This window comes from Methylobacterium sp. P3_A11, from assembly GCF_056403155.1.
Window position 1 is genome coordinate 1 of sequence record NZ_JBFUGA010000075.1, and the last position, 14,933, is coordinate 14,933.

13 protein-coding genes and 1 pseudogene are annotated in these 14,933 nt (G+C 66.0%); 2 read left to right on the forward strand and 12 right to left on the reverse strand.

The window, feature by feature from the left end; all coding sequences use genetic code 11:
* From AC1DXK_RS21105 to AC1DXK_RS21130, 6 genes and pseudogenes are all read right to left on the reverse strand, one after another.
* A partial coding sequence (locus tag AC1DXK_RS21105; protein WP_477298957.1) for a transposase occupies window positions 1-189 on the reverse strand: 189 nt, incomplete at its 3' end.
* A gap of 60 nt (window positions 190-249) precedes the next feature.
* A pseudogene (locus AC1DXK_RS21110) lies at window positions 250-522 on the reverse strand (transposase); the annotation flags it as partial.
* Between the two features lie 361 nt (window positions 523-883).
* A complete protein-coding gene (locus AC1DXK_RS21115; RefSeq protein ID WP_477298959.1) occupies window positions 884-2,515 on the reverse strand; it encodes an adenylate/guanylate cyclase domain-containing protein in 1,632 nt (543 codons plus the stop codon).
* 467 nt (window positions 2,516-2,982) lie between these two features.
* Window positions 2,983-4,308, reverse strand: a complete 1,326-nt coding sequence (eno, locus tag AC1DXK_RS21120; protein WP_457108687.1) for a phosphopyruvate hydratase — start codon at window positions 4,306-4,308, stop codon at window positions 2,983-2,985.
* On the reverse strand, window positions 4,305-5,288 hold the full coding sequence (locus tag AC1DXK_RS21125; RefSeq protein WP_457108688.1) for a phosphotransferase family protein: 984 nt from the start codon (window positions 5,286-5,288) through the stop codon (window positions 4,305-4,307). The genes eno and AC1DXK_RS21125 overlap by 4 nt, the downstream gene beginning before the upstream one ends.
* A 317-nt stretch (window positions 5,289-5,605) precedes the next feature.
* Window positions 5,606-5,818 carry a hypothetical protein gene (locus AC1DXK_RS21130; RefSeq protein ID WP_457108689.1) on the reverse strand — a complete coding sequence of 71 codons (213 nt, stop codon included), beginning with the start codon at window positions 5,816-5,818 and terminating at the stop codon, window positions 5,606-5,608.
* Between the two features lie 692 nt (window positions 5,819-6,510).
* Between AC1DXK_RS21130 and AC1DXK_RS21135 the strand changes: the two genes are divergently transcribed.
* A complete protein-coding gene (locus tag AC1DXK_RS21135; RefSeq protein ID WP_457108690.1) occupies window positions 6,511-7,572 on the forward strand; it encodes a DMT family transporter in 1,062 nt (353 codons plus the stop codon).
* 297 nt (window positions 7,573-7,869) lie between these two features.
* Window positions 7,870-9,612, forward strand: a complete 1,743-nt coding sequence (locus AC1DXK_RS21140; RefSeq protein WP_477298962.1) for an ethylbenzene dehydrogenase-related protein — start codon at window positions 7,870-7,872, stop codon at window positions 9,610-9,612.
* 119 nt (window positions 9,613-9,731) lie between these two features.
* Here AC1DXK_RS21140 and AC1DXK_RS21145 read toward each other — a convergent pair whose 3' ends face one another.
* From AC1DXK_RS21145 to AC1DXK_RS21170, 6 genes are all read right to left on the reverse strand, one after another.
* Complete coding sequence (locus AC1DXK_RS21145) at window positions 9,732-10,766, reverse strand: Cj0069 family protein (protein ID WP_457108692.1); 1,035 nt, start codon at window positions 10,764-10,766, stop codon at window positions 9,732-9,734.
* 58 nt (window positions 10,767-10,824) lie between these two features.
* Window positions 10,825-11,310, reverse strand: coding sequence for a Rap1a/Tai family immunity protein (locus AC1DXK_RS21150; protein WP_457108693.1), 486 nt, complete (start codon window positions 11,308-11,310; stop codon window positions 10,825-10,827).
* On the reverse strand, window positions 11,310-12,224 hold the full coding sequence (locus AC1DXK_RS21155) for a DUF1259 domain-containing protein (protein WP_457108694.1): 915 nt from the start codon (window positions 12,222-12,224) through the stop codon (window positions 11,310-11,312). The genes AC1DXK_RS21150 and AC1DXK_RS21155 overlap by 1 nt, the downstream gene beginning before the upstream one ends.
* Before the next feature lie 79 nt (window positions 12,225-12,303).
* On the reverse strand, window positions 12,304-12,660 hold the full coding sequence (locus AC1DXK_RS21160) for a hypothetical protein (RefSeq protein ID WP_477298965.1): 357 nt from the start codon (window positions 12,658-12,660) through the stop codon (window positions 12,304-12,306).
* Window positions 12,660-14,072, reverse strand: a complete 1,413-nt coding sequence (gene chrA / locus AC1DXK_RS21165) for a chromate efflux transporter (RefSeq protein ID WP_477298967.1) — start codon at window positions 14,070-14,072, stop codon at window positions 12,660-12,662. Before chrA ends, AC1DXK_RS21160 begins: the two co-directional genes overlap by 1 nt.
* Window positions 14,073-14,074: 2 nt before the next feature.
* On the reverse strand, window positions 14,075-14,905 hold the full coding sequence (locus AC1DXK_RS21170; protein WP_457108431.1) for a chromate resistance protein ChrB domain-containing protein: 831 nt from the start codon (window positions 14,903-14,905) through the stop codon (window positions 14,075-14,077).
* Window positions 14,906-14,933 lie beyond the last annotated feature (28 nt).

Consider the following 14,933-nt stretch of genomic DNA (forward strand, 5'->3'; position numbering starts at 1 on the left):
AACGGTAGAGCGCGGCGTCTTCGGTCCCATCGCCGCGTCATGCACGAAGGCTCGCTTACGCCACTTCGCGACTGTCTTGGGGTTCAGTCCATGCTGGGCGGCAAGATCTTTGAGCGGAGCTTTCGATCGCTGTAGCGTTGCTCTGACCGCGTGCGTGGTCGTGGCGCAGCCGTGAAGAACCTGTCCCATAACGCCCCCGGTGTGCGGCGGTTACAGCTAAATTGATGCCACCACACCGCGGGACTGCACAGCTGCGTCACCAGCCCATCCGGCCCTGGCCAGCGCGGCGAGCATCGCCTTCCAGAACCCGCGCCGCGACCAGCGATTGAAGCGGTTGTAGACCGCGGTGCGCGGCCCATACGCCGCCGGGCAATCACGCCAGCGGCAGCCCGAGGTGAGGACGTGCAGGATGCCCGAGATGACCTGCCGGTCGTCGTTGCGCTCGGGTCCGGGCTGGTTCCTGGGCATGAACGGTTCGATCACCGCCCACTGCTCGTCCGAGAGCCAGAACAGGTTCGCCATCGTCACCTCCAGGCCGCAAACGGCCGCCTGGAATCACAAACTGCTAAACCATGCAATGGCTTGGTTCGCTTCACACCCTAAGGTAAGGTTTGGTTGATAACGGTGTGTCCGCTTTTCCCCGTCCAACGCCCCGAAGCAGCCATTCCGCAAACGGCCAGGACCGGCCGCCCGCTTCCCGCTCATCGCCACCGCTGTCCCGAAAGCAGTGGAGTATCGAAAGCGGACGTGGTGACAGCGGCACGTTCAACTCTCGATCGAGCTGAGGATGGCCCGACGCGCTCAGCTAATCGCACGCTGCTGAGTTTGACCCGACCAGCAGCAACCTTGGCTAGATACGTGGAGCCGCACAGCACCTGTGCTGTCAGTTCGCTGCGGATGGCCGCGCACCCGGCTCTGGGAACGTGCCCGAGGCGCCCGTACCGCTCATCCGGCGGTCGACGGCCGCGAGCGCATCGAGAAGGCGCTTCCGAAGCCGGGCCGCGCCCTCCGCCTCCAGGGCGTCGACATCGATGTAGAAGTCGATGCCTCTTGCATGCTCAGAGAAGATTTTCTCCGGGACCTCCGCGGTGAGATGGCCCTCAATGGCGTAGGGGACGACCTCACGGCTAATGCCCTTCATGTGGATCGGGTCACGCGGGCTCGCTTGAACGATGTCACTGACTAATGCGTAGGTCTCGTAGCTCAGGGTGATCCCGCCCGGCGCCGCGGCGGCTTGTAGGCGGGCTGCGAGGTTCGCTTCCGCGCCGATGATCGTATAGTCCATCCGCTCGTCGCTGCCGAAATTGCCAACATTGCAGTAACCCGTGTTGATGCCGATCCGGGCCTGAAACGGGCGCTCGATGCCGGATCGCCGCCAGCGGGCGTTCAGCTGGCCGAGGCGCTGCTGCATCTCGATAGCCATCCGGACACAGGCCTGCGCGTCCTCGCGGACACCCATGGTATCGGGGTCGCCGAAGAAGACCAGTATCGCGTCGCCAATATACTTGTCCACCGTACCGCCGTGCTTAAGCGCGATGGCGGTCATCTCGGTCAGATACTCGTTCAGAAGAGCGGTTAACTCCTCGGGCTGCAAGCGCTCAGTGGTGGCGGTGAAGTCTTTGATGTCGGAGAAAAAGATTGTCAGCTTTTTGCGCTCGGTGGTCACCGACACATCCCGTTCGCCGCTGAAGATGCTCTTGTAGACTTGGGGTGAGATGTATTTGGCGATCTGCACCGAGATCGAAGCCAGAAACCCATTCGACTCCGTCAGCTCTCGGTTCATCCRGTCGATAAGTCGGGATTGGCGCGCCTGCAGAAGCAGGAAGGTGGTACCGGCCAGAGCCGCCAGGATAAAGTAGCCGAGAAGATATTTGAAGGCGAAGACGTTGGCGACGATCGGCTGGTGCAGGACGATTTCCTGGATGCCGCGAACATCGCCGACCTTCCAATCAGTCTTTGGGCTCAGGGGATGGGCGTTGTGGCAGCGCACGCAGGCGGATTCCATCCGGATCGGGGCTGCGATGCGCACCTGGCGGTCGAAAATAGAACCCGTGTTCTCGCTGACGACCCCCGATTGTGGATGGGCGCGCAGGTCGGCCAAGGCCTGGGTCTCGAAGACGTCGAGCTCGTGCGGCTTGCGGTCCTTGAACGGCAGGTCGGAGACGAAGCGATATTTGACTGCCCCGTCCCCGCCGCTGATCCGCTCGCCGAGTTCCAGGGAAAGCGTCGCGGGAATCGGGATCGCGTTCGGCACGCCCTTGTAGTCGTGGCGCGTCTCGATCCGGCCAGTCGCGCTGTTGACCGCTTGGACTACGTCGCTGGCGTAGAAGCTCCGCATCTGGTCGATGATCCGGCCGGTTTCGATCGCCTGCGTAGCCAGCATGCGCTCGGACAGGCCGCGCAGGTCGAGCCAGACCGCGACCGGCAGCCCGGCCAAGCCGAACAGGATCGCTGCCACGAGGAGTGGTCCCATGAATCTTTGATGACGAGCCACCGATTCGCCAAAACTCGACATCGCCAATGGCCTCAGGGAACCGAGATGCTGTCTATATTGAACAAATCGCCTATATAGAATTACCATTGTTTTGAAAAGAAGTGCTTTCTGAGAGGCTGCTGAAACGGCGGCGCATTGGCAATGGCCAGACCAGATGCGGCCTTGCCGAGGTCACCGAATTACAGGATGTCGTCGCCCGAGATTGCCTCGCCATTTCGGGTCCAAATCGGTAGGACCGTTCCGCCGCCTGGCGCATGGATTTGGACGCGTTCGATCGCCGCGTGCGCCAGCGCCACGTTCACCTCGGTTTAGTCAGAAGCTCGGGTAGATCCAGGACAGGCTGGAGGTCTGAATGGGATCGCGAGCGTGCACGACAGCAACGTCCGCTTTTCCGATTTCCAGTTTAAAAGCGGACCGGCCGCAATCGGCCAGATCCGGTCGGCTACTTTGCGCCCGAACGCGGCGACCCTCATTGCGACCGCGCTCCGTCAGCTCGGCAACGAAAAGCCGCGTGATTTTGGCGGAACAGTTTCCCCGAACGGCAGGGCCGACCAACCTGCGAACACCGCCTCTCTTCCCATGCTCTCCTCAATGCGCAGCATCTCGTTCCACTTGGCCATGCGCTCCGACCGAGTGAAGGATCCGACTTTCAACTGGCCGGCGTCCCAGCCGACCGCCAGATGGGCGATGGTGGTGTCTTCCGTCTCGCCGGAGCGGGCCGAGACTATGGTGCCGAAGCCGGACTCTCGCCCGGCGAGCAGGGCTGCATGAGTCTCCGTGACCGTTCCCGCCTGGTTCGGCTTGATCAGCACCGCATTGGCCGAGCGATCGCCGACTGCCCGCTTCACACGCTCAGCATTGGTCACCAGCAAGTCATCACCGACGATCTGGCAGCGCTGGCCATAGCTTGCTGTGAAGGCCCGGAACCCCTCAATGTCGTCCTCGGCCACGGGATCTTCGACGGACACGATGGGATACGCCCGCAGCCAGCGTCCGAGCATGTCGATCATCTCACCCGTGTCCAGCTTCCGGCCGTCGAGCGCCAAGGTATAAACGCCTGCTCGACCGAACTCGGACGCTGCGACATCTAGCGAGATTGCCACGTCAGCGCCTGGTTTGAAGCCCGCGGCTTCGATCGCCAGCACGAGAGTGTCCAGTGCTTCCTCGTTGGAAGCGAAGACAGGCCAGTACCCGCCTTCGTCCGCCACGCCTTGGAGCTTGCCGGCGTTGCGCATCAAGACACCGGCTGCCCGATAGATCTCGGCCGTCCAGTCCAGGGCCTCGGCGAAGGAGCCAGCACTCGGGCACATCACCATGAAGTCCTGAACGTCGACGCGCCGTTCGGCGTGTGCGCCGCCCCCAAAGATCTGGATCTCTGGGAGGGGGATGCGCACCCGCCGCGCTTCGGCCAGAAGCTTCCAGACCGGAAGTTTCACGGCGCGGGCGTGGGCTTGCAGCACGGCCATGGATGTCGCGACCATGGCATTGCCGCCCAAACGCGACTTGTCGGGCGTGCCGTCAAGCGCGATCATCGCCGCGTCGATCACCGGAAGGTCGCTCGCATCCATCCCCACCAGGGCCTGGGCGATCGGTCCCTTAACGTTGCCGATCGCGCGGCGCACGTCGAGACCGCCAAAGGCTTCGCCGGCATCTCGCAAGTCGACCGCCTCGCCCGAGCCGGTGGACGCCCCCGCAGGCGCGATGGCGCGACCGAAGGCCCGCTCGCCCAACGTCACCTCGACCTCGACGGTCGGGCGACCGCGGGAATCCCAAACCCTGCGTCCATGCACGGCCGTGATGGTCAAGTCGGTCAATGCAGGATCTCCTCGGCCCAGTGGCGTCGAATTTGGCACAGCCGCTGCGGACGGCTCACGATCAGGTGACGAGCCGTTCGTCTGACGCGCTCCCGGTCGGCCCCCGTCGTGATGTATTCGACGGGCGACTTCCCATCGACGCGGCCTAGAAACAGTGCCGGCAGAAGTCTCGCCGCGCGCGCCTCCACATCCTCGGACGCCTCCCACCGCACACCGGAGAGATAGGAGGCCGCCAGGGCATCGAAGCAGGCGAGGTACTGCGTCGCGTGCTGCCGCTTCCAGACGCACTTGAGGAGCAGGTGGTTGAGGCAAAAGGCCAAGTCGAAAGCTGGCTCGCCGTACCAGGCGCATTCGGCATCGAGCAGCACAGGTCCGGCTGAACCGACGAGGATATTCTTCGGACTGATGTCGCCGTGCACCAGGACGAGCTTGCGCGTGATCGTCGCTCGGGAGAGAGCGCAGAGCTCCTCTGCGAGGTCGCCGTGCCGTCTCGCGGTCGCCTCTAGGTAGGGTTCCAGGCGAATGGCGAGGAACGTCCTATCGTTGGCGAAGTTGCGGGCTACGTCGGCCGAATGCGCGGTCGCCGCGTGAACAGCGGCAATGGTTTGGCCAACCACCGAGGCGAAGGCAGAGCTGGCCCGGCCGTCGCGGAGCTCATCCTTCCAAATCGGATGGCGCGCTGGATCCATGTAAGTCATCGCGAATAAGCCCAAGGCGGGTTCGTGCGCGAGGATGTCCGGCACCGCCTGCGGAACGGCACGCTTCGCCTCAATGAACCAGCCCACTTCGCTGGCATTACGCGATACCGGGGCGTTCCATTCCTGCGCGACGCGCAGGCGAGCCAGCGCCTTTTTGACAACGAAGCTGCGGTCGCCGACCTCGACCCGAAAGATGTCTGAGGCCACCCCGCCGGTGAGAGGTATGAGCCGCACTCCTTCGCCGGGCTTCACTAGCCCGGACCGGTTGAAGAATTCGCTCATCGCCGGATCGGCCACGGCTGGCGACGTCGAACTCACACCCATGCCGAGCCTCACCCTCACCGGGATCCGAGCAAATCGCGCGTTCGACGCTACGCTGCTGGGCGCCCGCGCGCCACGAGGGCGATCCCTGCCAGCGCCGCGCAGGCGGACCGCAATGCGTCCCACACCTGCTGCTCCCGGACCGAGGGGCTCAGCGCGTGGTTGCAGACGATAGCAGTATTCACCCCTGACCGGACCCGGCTGATCCCTTTAATCAGCGCAGCCTAAAACCGGTCCGTCAGGTTAAGATACAAGGCGTGGCACTCCGACCTTACGGGCTACTCGTCCCCCATTTCCTTGTGCTCGGTAAGCTCATCCTCGTTTTCGACGTCATCGCCGAGCAGCTCGTCTAAATCTTGGATCAGACCCGCGACCTGCTGCTCGGTCACACGCACCCGGAAGACCTCACCATCTTCGTTCTCGAACGTGAGGTGGAACTCACCCCGGATTTCGTCGGCGAGCATGCGGACTAGCTTCTTGGGCAATGTCATCGCGGTCGCCTCCTGCCTCTGAAAGAACGCGTCAAAAGGAAGGGCGGTGCCGCATCTTCACAGACGAGCCACACGCGGCGGCCCAAGCTGAGCAGGTGACGAGCATCAGACCCAGAATGTCAGGCAACTGGGAAGCGGATACCGCAGCACCCCTTCCTTCAGGTCCGAAATGCGCCCATCCCGGTCATTCGGTGAGCTGTCACGATTTCCCGCAAGCGGACACGACCATCAATGTTCGGAGGGCGGCTTACGGGGCGAACTAAAGGTACGGAAGCGGCCGCTGCGATGGCCGAACAGTCCTTCATCGTGTCTGTCCCGCAGCCGTCCCGCCGAGCTCCACAATGATCTCTGACGTTCGCGATTTTGCGTTCCAGAAGCTAGTGCTCTGACGCCGACAAAGCGTACACCAGATAGTGAATTTTTCGAAGTGGTAGCAGCAAGTTAGCGGACAAGCACGTGATGCGTTCGTCGGCGTCTGTGCACTAGAGGCCACCGCATGGAACGCTTATGATCCGTGGCTCGGATCGTTCCAGTAGGGCAGGCCCTATTGGATCGGCGACGCCATTGCGCTTCGTGCATGGCTACGAACAAGCGAGCCGTAGACGTGCGTAGCAGCTGCTTGCGGAAAGCGGCCATGACGCTCGCCACTAGCGCGGGTCGGCGAACATGGCTCTGCCTGATAGTTTCGCGGTATGAAGCAATCGCATTCCCACCTGTGGCCGGGTGTGCCGCTGGCCCTCCTTTCTGCCGTGCTGTTCGGAGCCTCGGCTCCTGTCGCCAAGCTGCTCCTCGGCGTGATGCCACCTCAATTGCTCGCTGGGCTGCTCTACCTCGGCGCTGGCAGCGGACTGGCGGCCGTGCATGCCGCCCGGGCGATGCTCGGCGTCTCGGCGCCGGAAGCTCCTTTGCGTCGTCACGATCTGCCGTGGCTGGCAGCGGTGGTACTTTTCGGCGGGTTGGCTGGGCCGCTCCTGCTGATGTTGGGGCTGGCGCGCACCTCGGCCACCTCCGGCTCCCTCCTGCTCAATCTCGAAGGACTGGCCACCATGCTCATCGCGTGGATGGTATTCCGGGAGAACGTCGATCGGCGTCTCCTGCTCGGTGCGTTCGCCATCCTCATGGGTGCGGTCGTGTTGTCGTGGAACGGCGAAGGCGTGCGCCTCGATGCGGGTGCGGCGCTGATCGCCGCGGCCTGTCTGGCCTGGGGCATCGACAACAACCTGACGCGCAAACTCTCCTCGGCCCACCCGGTGGTGACGGCGACCATCAAGGGTCTGGTGGCTGGCAGCGTGAATGTCGCCCTGGCTCTCCTGCTGGGCGCGACCGTGCCGCCCATTGCTACGATCGGCGCGGCGGCCGTGGTCGGGTTCCTCGGGGTCGGGGTGAGCCTCGTCCTGTTCATGCTGGCATTGCGCCACCTCGGCGCGGCGCGCACCGGGGCATACTTCTCGCTCGCGCCCTTCATCGGTGCGGTGATTGCCGTCGCGCTGCTGAGCGAGCCCGTCACGATCCAGGTCGTCGTGGCCGGTCTGCTGATGGGGATCGGCCTGTGGCTGCACCTCGCGGAGCGCCACGAGCACGAGCACGCTCACGAGGTCATGGAGCACGAGCACATCCACGTCCACGACGAGCACCACCAGCACGAGCATGACGGTCCGGTGATGGAACCACACTCGCACTGGCACCGGCACAAGCCGCTGCGGCACACCCATCCGCATTATCCCGATCTGCATCACCGGCACGGGCATCGTTAAGAGCAGGAGCCAATCCTGTAGCGCCCTTCAGAAGCAGGGCCGTTGCGTGCAGAACGTCGGCTGGCGCCCGCCAGCCTGAGGAGGTTGCGGAACTCAAGCGCTTTCTCTGGTCCAAAACCCGCGGCCGCGGCGAGAACCACCGCAGATACCGGCAGTGATCAGTCTCGTCGAAGCGAGAGAACCCGACCCGTTGCGACCCGAGCAATAGCCGCGAAGGCATGTGAGAAAATTCGTTAACGAAACATCTTCATCCTGCCGCTCGAATCGATGTCAAATCGCTTTTTGAGAGCTACGTGGATGAACAAGGCAGTGGCTCCAGCCGAACTTCGCTCCGGAGCCCCATCGCAGGCAAACTCCACCTCGAAGCCTCGCAGCGACCTGGGTACGATCGTTATCCATTGGCTGACGGTCGTCGCCATGGTGGCGAGCTTGTTCACCGGCCTGCGCATCTCGGCCGACGCCCGCACGGCCGTGTTCGCCAAGTGGATCGCGCCCATCCTTCCGCAGGGTGAAGTCTGGACCGTGCACTTCCTCGCGGGCCTCGCGCTATTCTTCTGCCTGACCGCCTACGTCCTGTACCTCGTGCTCGGGGGCCTGTTAGATCGCAACGCGCCGCGCAGGATGCGTGCTCTCGCGCTGCCCGGGTCTACAGCCGCCGCTCGAAAGGCACGCTGGGGCGGCGTCAACGTGCTGCTGCACTGGTTCATCTATGCCGTCGTCTTGATCATGACCGGCACGGGGATCGCCCTCTATCTGGGCTTCGGTGGGTGGGTCGTCTGGCTGCATGCGACCTGCGCCCTGATCGCGCTCGGTTACATCGCGATCCACATGACCACCCACTTCCTGTACGGCGGCTGGCAACAACTGCTCCGGTTGTTTCGTCCAGCAGCGCTCACCAGCGCTGCGGCTTCTCGCAAGCCCCTCCTGATCGCGTCCCTGGTCGGCATACCGGTGATCACCGGTCTCGCGGCCGTCGACGTCGCGACACGCGACCACCTCGACGTCCGACCGGTCAACCGCGCTCCGGATCTCGCGAAGCTCCTCGACGACGACGTCTGGAAAACCGCTCGTCCGGTGACGATCCGGACGATGCAGGGCATCAACCTGAAGGACGGATCTGGCGAGTCGACCGTCGAGATCCGTGCCGTTCGGGACGAGGCCCGCATCTACTTCGCGTTCCGGTGGGAAGATCCCTCCAGATCGACCCGACGGCTACCGATGATCAAGCGCGAGGACGGATGGCACCTGCTGGGCGACAGCCCGTTCATCGACGACGTCACCACGTTCTATGAAGACAAGTTCGCCGTCATCTTCTCCACGAGCGACGCATTCGGGTCCGGCGGTGTCTCCCATCTCGGGCCGAAGCCGCATCCCGACTTCCCCGGCTCGCGCAACGGGCGCGGGCTCCACTACACGGACGGCCATATGGTCGACATGTGGCAGTGGAAGGCCTCACGCGGCGGCCTGCTCGGGGAGGTCGACGACATGTATATCGGCCCGCCCCGACAGCCGACGCAGAACGAGGCTGCGCAGCTCAACCGATATCAGGCCGGTTACTGGGGCGATCCGGGCGACACGCCCTACACGTACAATTTCAAGCTCATGACGCCCGCGGACTACAAGGGTGGCCCGGTCACACCGCTGAAGCTGCCGAAGGATCATGTCGCCATGACCCGGGCGATGGGCACATGGAACGACGACCCCAACGCCGGGACGGACGATGGCTCGAAATGGTGGATGCTGCCTCAGGACACCGTCGACTACACCGCTGAAGCGGACGCGAAGGTGCCGGTGGGAACGATCATGCCGGCGGTCTTGATCACCGGTAACCATTCCGGGGACCGCTACGATCTCAAGGGGGCGGCCGACTGGCGCGACGGCCATTGGACATTGATCGTCAGCCGAGCCCTGAAGTCGGAGAGCAAGTACGACGCATCCTTCGTCCCCGGCACCCACCTCTACATGTGGGTCGGCGTCTTCGATCATACCCAGACCCGACATACCCGGCACACGCGGCCGGTCGTCATGGACGTACGTTGAAGCCAGGTCCCGGTCGAAGAGGAAGCTTATGGATCGACGTCTGTTCGAAATGTCCCGGGCGCGTTCGTCGTGCTCGAAACATCGACTTCGTGCATCGTACCGCAGGTAACCTTTAGGGATCACCTGTGAGCGTCGGCCAGCCGCCGGAGCGTCGTCGCAGCCAGGACGTCAGGCGCCTCATCGGGGATCGGGAACACCGAGCTCACGTTGATTTCGCAGAGCACGTAGGTGTCCTCGCCGCCGGCATCCTTCGGCCCGAGCAGGAAGTCGGCGTCCCAGATGACGGGCAGGTCTTCCAGCTTCAACCCGAGCAGGTTCGTCATCTCGGGTATCCAGTCCTGTTCGAGCAGGCATCGCAAGCGCTGGAACCGCTCGTCCTCCGGTCCGGAATAGAGGCGCGGCGGCGCCCGTCCGTGCTCAGGCGGCGCCAGGGCAGTGACGAGCTGGGTGCCGAACCCCGCCGCCTGCGTGCCGCTGACATAGCAGCGGACCATCCCCTCCAGATGTCGCATCTGGAACGGCTGGTCGACGAGGGTGAGGCCCGCCGCGAAGTCGGAGGCGCGCTGCGCCAGGAATGCGTCGAGCGGCACGATGCGCCGGCTCCTGTCGCTCGCCTCCTGAACCAGGACTTCCTCCGCGCTGGCGGCGCGCTCCACCTTCCACACGCCAATGCCACCGTTGCCGCGGCTGCGCTTCAGCACCCGCGGCCCCTCGGCCAAGCGCCGGGGGAACGCCGCCGCGAGGGCGGCACAGCTTGCATAGAGATGCGTATCCGTTCCCCAGCCCATCTCCCGCGTCCGGTACAGCACCTCCTTGGTGCCCATCCGGTCGATCACGTCAGGGTGGGCGCTGACGAGGATCCCGGCGGCGGCGACCTCCCGCAGCAGCGCGTCGAGGGCGCCTCGGTCCTCGCCGGTGTCCTTCGTCACGGGGTTCACCCAGACGAGCACCGCATCGACAGCCAGTAGCTGGGCCAGCAGGACGTCGGCCTGTCCCTCGACCCAGACGGCGGGTTCGCCGGCGAGCCCGTGCCGCTCCAAAGCGGCGAACACCGCCGCGAACCGGCGGGTCTCCGGACGCGTCGCGGCCCGAGCCTGGGCGTCGCCGCGCCAGACGACGGCGACCTTGAAGGGATGCCGACCTGGAACAGTCATCGTCAGCACCGGGAGGATGGCTGGGGCGGCTCTAGAGCGAGAGGTGGGCGCGCTCGGTTTACCCCCCGCAGGGCCAGCGCTGCCGGAAGGCGAGGCTGGCCCCCGCCAGCATGTCGGTCCGAAGCAGCGCCTCGTTGGCGTGCGCCCAGGTCATGTACGTCTCGGCCAGAGCCTCAATGGTGTAGTCGGCGGCGCAGATCCCGCCCTTGTCGCCGCCATCGCCGAAGGCCGCCAGCGTGTCGGCGACACCCATGAGGTAGGCGCTGCACCAGCCCGAGGCCTCGCCGCGCTCGGCGAGGCAGACGCGGTACAGGTCCCCCGACCGCCTCTCTCGGATGTCGACCGAAGCGGCCGGCGGCACCGCCGGGGCACCGGCACCCTGGCTACCCTGATCCAGGGTGCAAGACGTGCCCTCGCATCCGGCGGCGCTCGCTTGCGGAACCGTTGCCAGAAGGGAGACGGTGCTTGCGGCCGCCACGACGACCGCGAGGCACCGCCGCCTGGAGTTCACCGACATCGTCACCATGGCGACGCCCCTGCGCATCAGCCCTTCGCGACCTTCACCTGGTCGAGCGCGTCCCTCAAGCCCTTGGCCAGCTTGCCCGCGTCGTCGTTCGCCCAGAAGTGCATGAAGAACAGCCGCGGCTCGTCGTCGAGCATGTGGTTGTGGAGCGCGGTGACCTCGATGCCGCTCTCCCACAGCGCCTTGATGACCGGGTTCACCTCGTCCGCCGTCAGGACGAAGTCGCCGGTGATGGCTGCCTTGCCCCCGCCGGTCGGCTGGAAGTTGATGGCGATCGCCGAGCCCATGGCCTCGGGCACGGTCATGCCGTGATCCTTCGGCGTCTCGGAGCGCGGCACGCTCACGGCGTAGACGCCGCCGTTGACCTTGCCCTTGCGCCCGATGGCCGCGTCGATGGCCGCCGTGTCGAGGTCGAGTGCCTGATCCGGCGCGGTCGCCTTCGCCGGCACCGGTCCCTCGCCGGCAGAGGCCGGTTCGGTTTTCCCGGAAGGCGGGGAGCCACCCGCAGTCTCGCTGCCGAAGGGCGTCCGGCTGGCGCCCAGCGCCCCCGCCAGGACGGTGGCGAGCTTGCCGGGCTCGCCGTGCCCGGAGACGTGCATGTAGAGGGTGCTCGGCGAGGCCCGCAGCAGGTGATTGTGGATGGCGGTGATCTCGACCCCGTTCTCGACGAGGCACTTCATCACCGGGTTCACCTCGTCCTCGGTCAGGACGAGGTCGCCCATGACCATGACCTCGTTCCCGCCCCCGTGCCGCACAAAGGCGAGCCAGGAGCCCAGGGCGAGGGACGGCTTCAACTGTACGCCGTCGAGGGTGACCTTCAGGTCGGTCCGGGGCAGGCCGACGCGGTAGACCCCGCCCGGCATGGCGGTTCCGGGTTTGCCGAGCCCGGTGGCGATGGCGTCTTGCCAGGGCTCAACGGCTGACGCACGGGTCACGAGAGCGCCCAAGACGGCGATGGATGCAAGCAAGCGACGGCATGGTCGTCTCCTCGGTTGTTGTCGGGCTTCGTCTTCCTCAGGACCGGCGGGCCGGCACCTGCAGCACGCCCTCGTCCGGCAACGTGCCGTCGCYGCGCCGGAAYTCGACGYGKTTGCCGGCCRTCCAGACCTGGACGCAGCGGTCGGCCTCCAGACAGAGCCCGTTTCCGTCGATCCGCCACCGTGCGTCTCGCGCCCGTCCGAGGGACACGACGTGCAGGCGACCACCCGGCTCGAAGCGGTAGGCCCAGTGCACATCGTCGGTGACCTCCTTGCCGACGAGTCGCGCCCGGATCTCGGAGGCGGTCAGTTGGCGGAACGCCTCGCCGGCGGGCGCCGAACCTGACGCCAGGACGAGCAGGGTGACCGCCGCGGCGCGTCGCCCGGTTCCCATCACACAAGACCTCCCAGATGCAGGGCGACGCCGGCCGCGGCGCAGGCCGCGAGCGTCTGGATCATGCCGACCTTGAACCGGAACACCGCCAGGACCGCCGCGGCCGCCAGGACGAGCCCCCACGGGTTGAGGCTCGACGGGACTGGCACATCGAAGCCGATAGGCCCGGCTGCGAACGGTCGCGTCTTGGCGAAGACAGTGTGCAGTGCGAACCAGACCGCGAGGTTCAGGATCACGCCGACCACCGCCGCGGTGATGGCCGAGAGCGCGCCGGCGAGTGCGCGGTTGCAGCGCAGGCGTTCGACGTAGGGGGCGCCGACGAAGATCCAGAGGAAGCAGGGCGCGAAGGTCACCCAGGTGGTCAGCAGGCCGCCGAGCGTACCGGCCAGCAGTGGCGGCAGCGAGCCCGGGGCGCGGTAGGCCGCCAGGAAGCCCACGAGCTGGGTGACCATGATGAGGGGTCCGGGCGTGGTCTCGGCCATGCCGAGCCCGTCGAGCATCTCGCCGGGCCTCAGCCAGCCGTAATGCTCCACCGCCTGCTGGGCGACGTAGGCGAGCACCGCGTAGGCGCCTCCGAAGGTCACCATCGCCATCTTCGAGAAGAACACCGCGATCTGGGCGAAGACGTCGTCCGGACCGACGGCGACCCAGATGGCGGCGACCGGCACCAGCCAGATCGCACCCCAGGTCAGCAGTACCCGGAGCGTGTGCCCGGCAGCCGTACGTTCCTGGGGGAGCGCGTGGTCGTCGAGCAGGAAGGGTCCTTCGACGACCTTGCCGCCGGCACCGTGCCCGCCGGCCTTGAACTGCGGCAGTCCGGCCCGGCCGCCGAGATAGCCAATGACGCCGGCCGTCAGCACGATCAGCGGGAAGGGCACGTCCAGGAAGAATATGGCCACGAAGGCCGCCGCCGAGAGACCGATCATGACCGGCCCCTTGAGCGCGCGCTTGCCGATGCGGATCACAGCCTGCAGAACGATGGCGAGCACGGCGGCCTTGAGCCCGAAGAACAGGCCCGCGACGAAGCCGACGTTACCGTAGAGCGCGTAGATCCAGCTCAGCGCCATGATGGCGGCGATGCCGGGCAGGACGAACAGCCCGCCCGCGACGAGGCCGCCGCGCGTGCCGTGCATCAGCCAGCCGACATAGGTCGCGAGCTGCTGCGCCTCGGGTCCCGGCAGGAACGTGCAGAAGTTCAGCGCGTGCAGGAAGCGGTTCTCAGAGATCCAGCGCTTCTCCTCGACCAGGATGCGGTGCATCACCGCGATCTGCCCGGCCGGGCCGCCGAAGGAGAGCGCGGCCACTCGCGCCCAGACCGGCAGCGCATCGACCAGGGTCACGGGCAGCGGTGCTTCCGGGGTAGTCGCGCGTGGCTCCTCCGACACGGTGCGGCGGAGTGTGGCACCGGCCATGTTCAGCGTCTTTCCTTGAGCTTGTTGGTCGGCCAGTTGTGGGCTTCCTCCCTCGCGTCCCGACACCAACGGTAGAAGGCATCGTAGAGGAGCATCCCGGCTTCGAGCTGGGCGAGGTCGTCGGCGTAGATGCGCGACAGGCCGAGAGAGGCGGCGAGCAGTCCGGCCGCCTCCGGCGCGAGATCCGGCCGGGCGGTGTCGGCGCCGCGCACCAGCGTCGCGAGATGCAGGAGCGGCGGCGTGGCGAGACCGAGCTCCTCGACCATGACGTCGAAGGTGCACAGCTCGCCCCGGTGGCTCCAGAAGGCACCCGGATCGTCGATGTCGAAGGCAGCGCCACCAAACCGCTCGGCCACGGCGTTCACCTCGGGCGGCGGCACGAAGAGGAAGGCCGCGTCCGGATCGACGAATCGGCGGATCAGCCAGGGACAGGCGATGCGGTCGATCTTGGGGCGCGCACGGGTAACCCAGACGGTCCGGCCACGCGCGTCGCGTCGCGGCAGCTTCGCTTCCGGCACCAGCGGCAGGCTGGCGGCCTCCCAGGCGTCGAAGCCGCCCTCCAGGGTCTCGGCTGCCACGCCGGCCTGCCGAAGGTAGGCAGCGGCCCCGTGGCTGAGCTCGTGACCGTGCCCGCAAATGATGACTGCGCTGCGGCCGGCGAGGTTGGCGGACCAGTGCGCGATGTCGGCGACGGAGCGCCGGATGCTGCCAGGGATCAGGCGGGGATCGTCGCGGAGGGCGTCTCCCGGCCTGACGTCGACCACGACAGGACAGCCGACGGTGCCGACGAGACGGGCGAGTTTGTCAACGGGGATTGCGGTCGGCGTAGGCATGGCGCGTCCGTGCATCGAGTGCAGATTG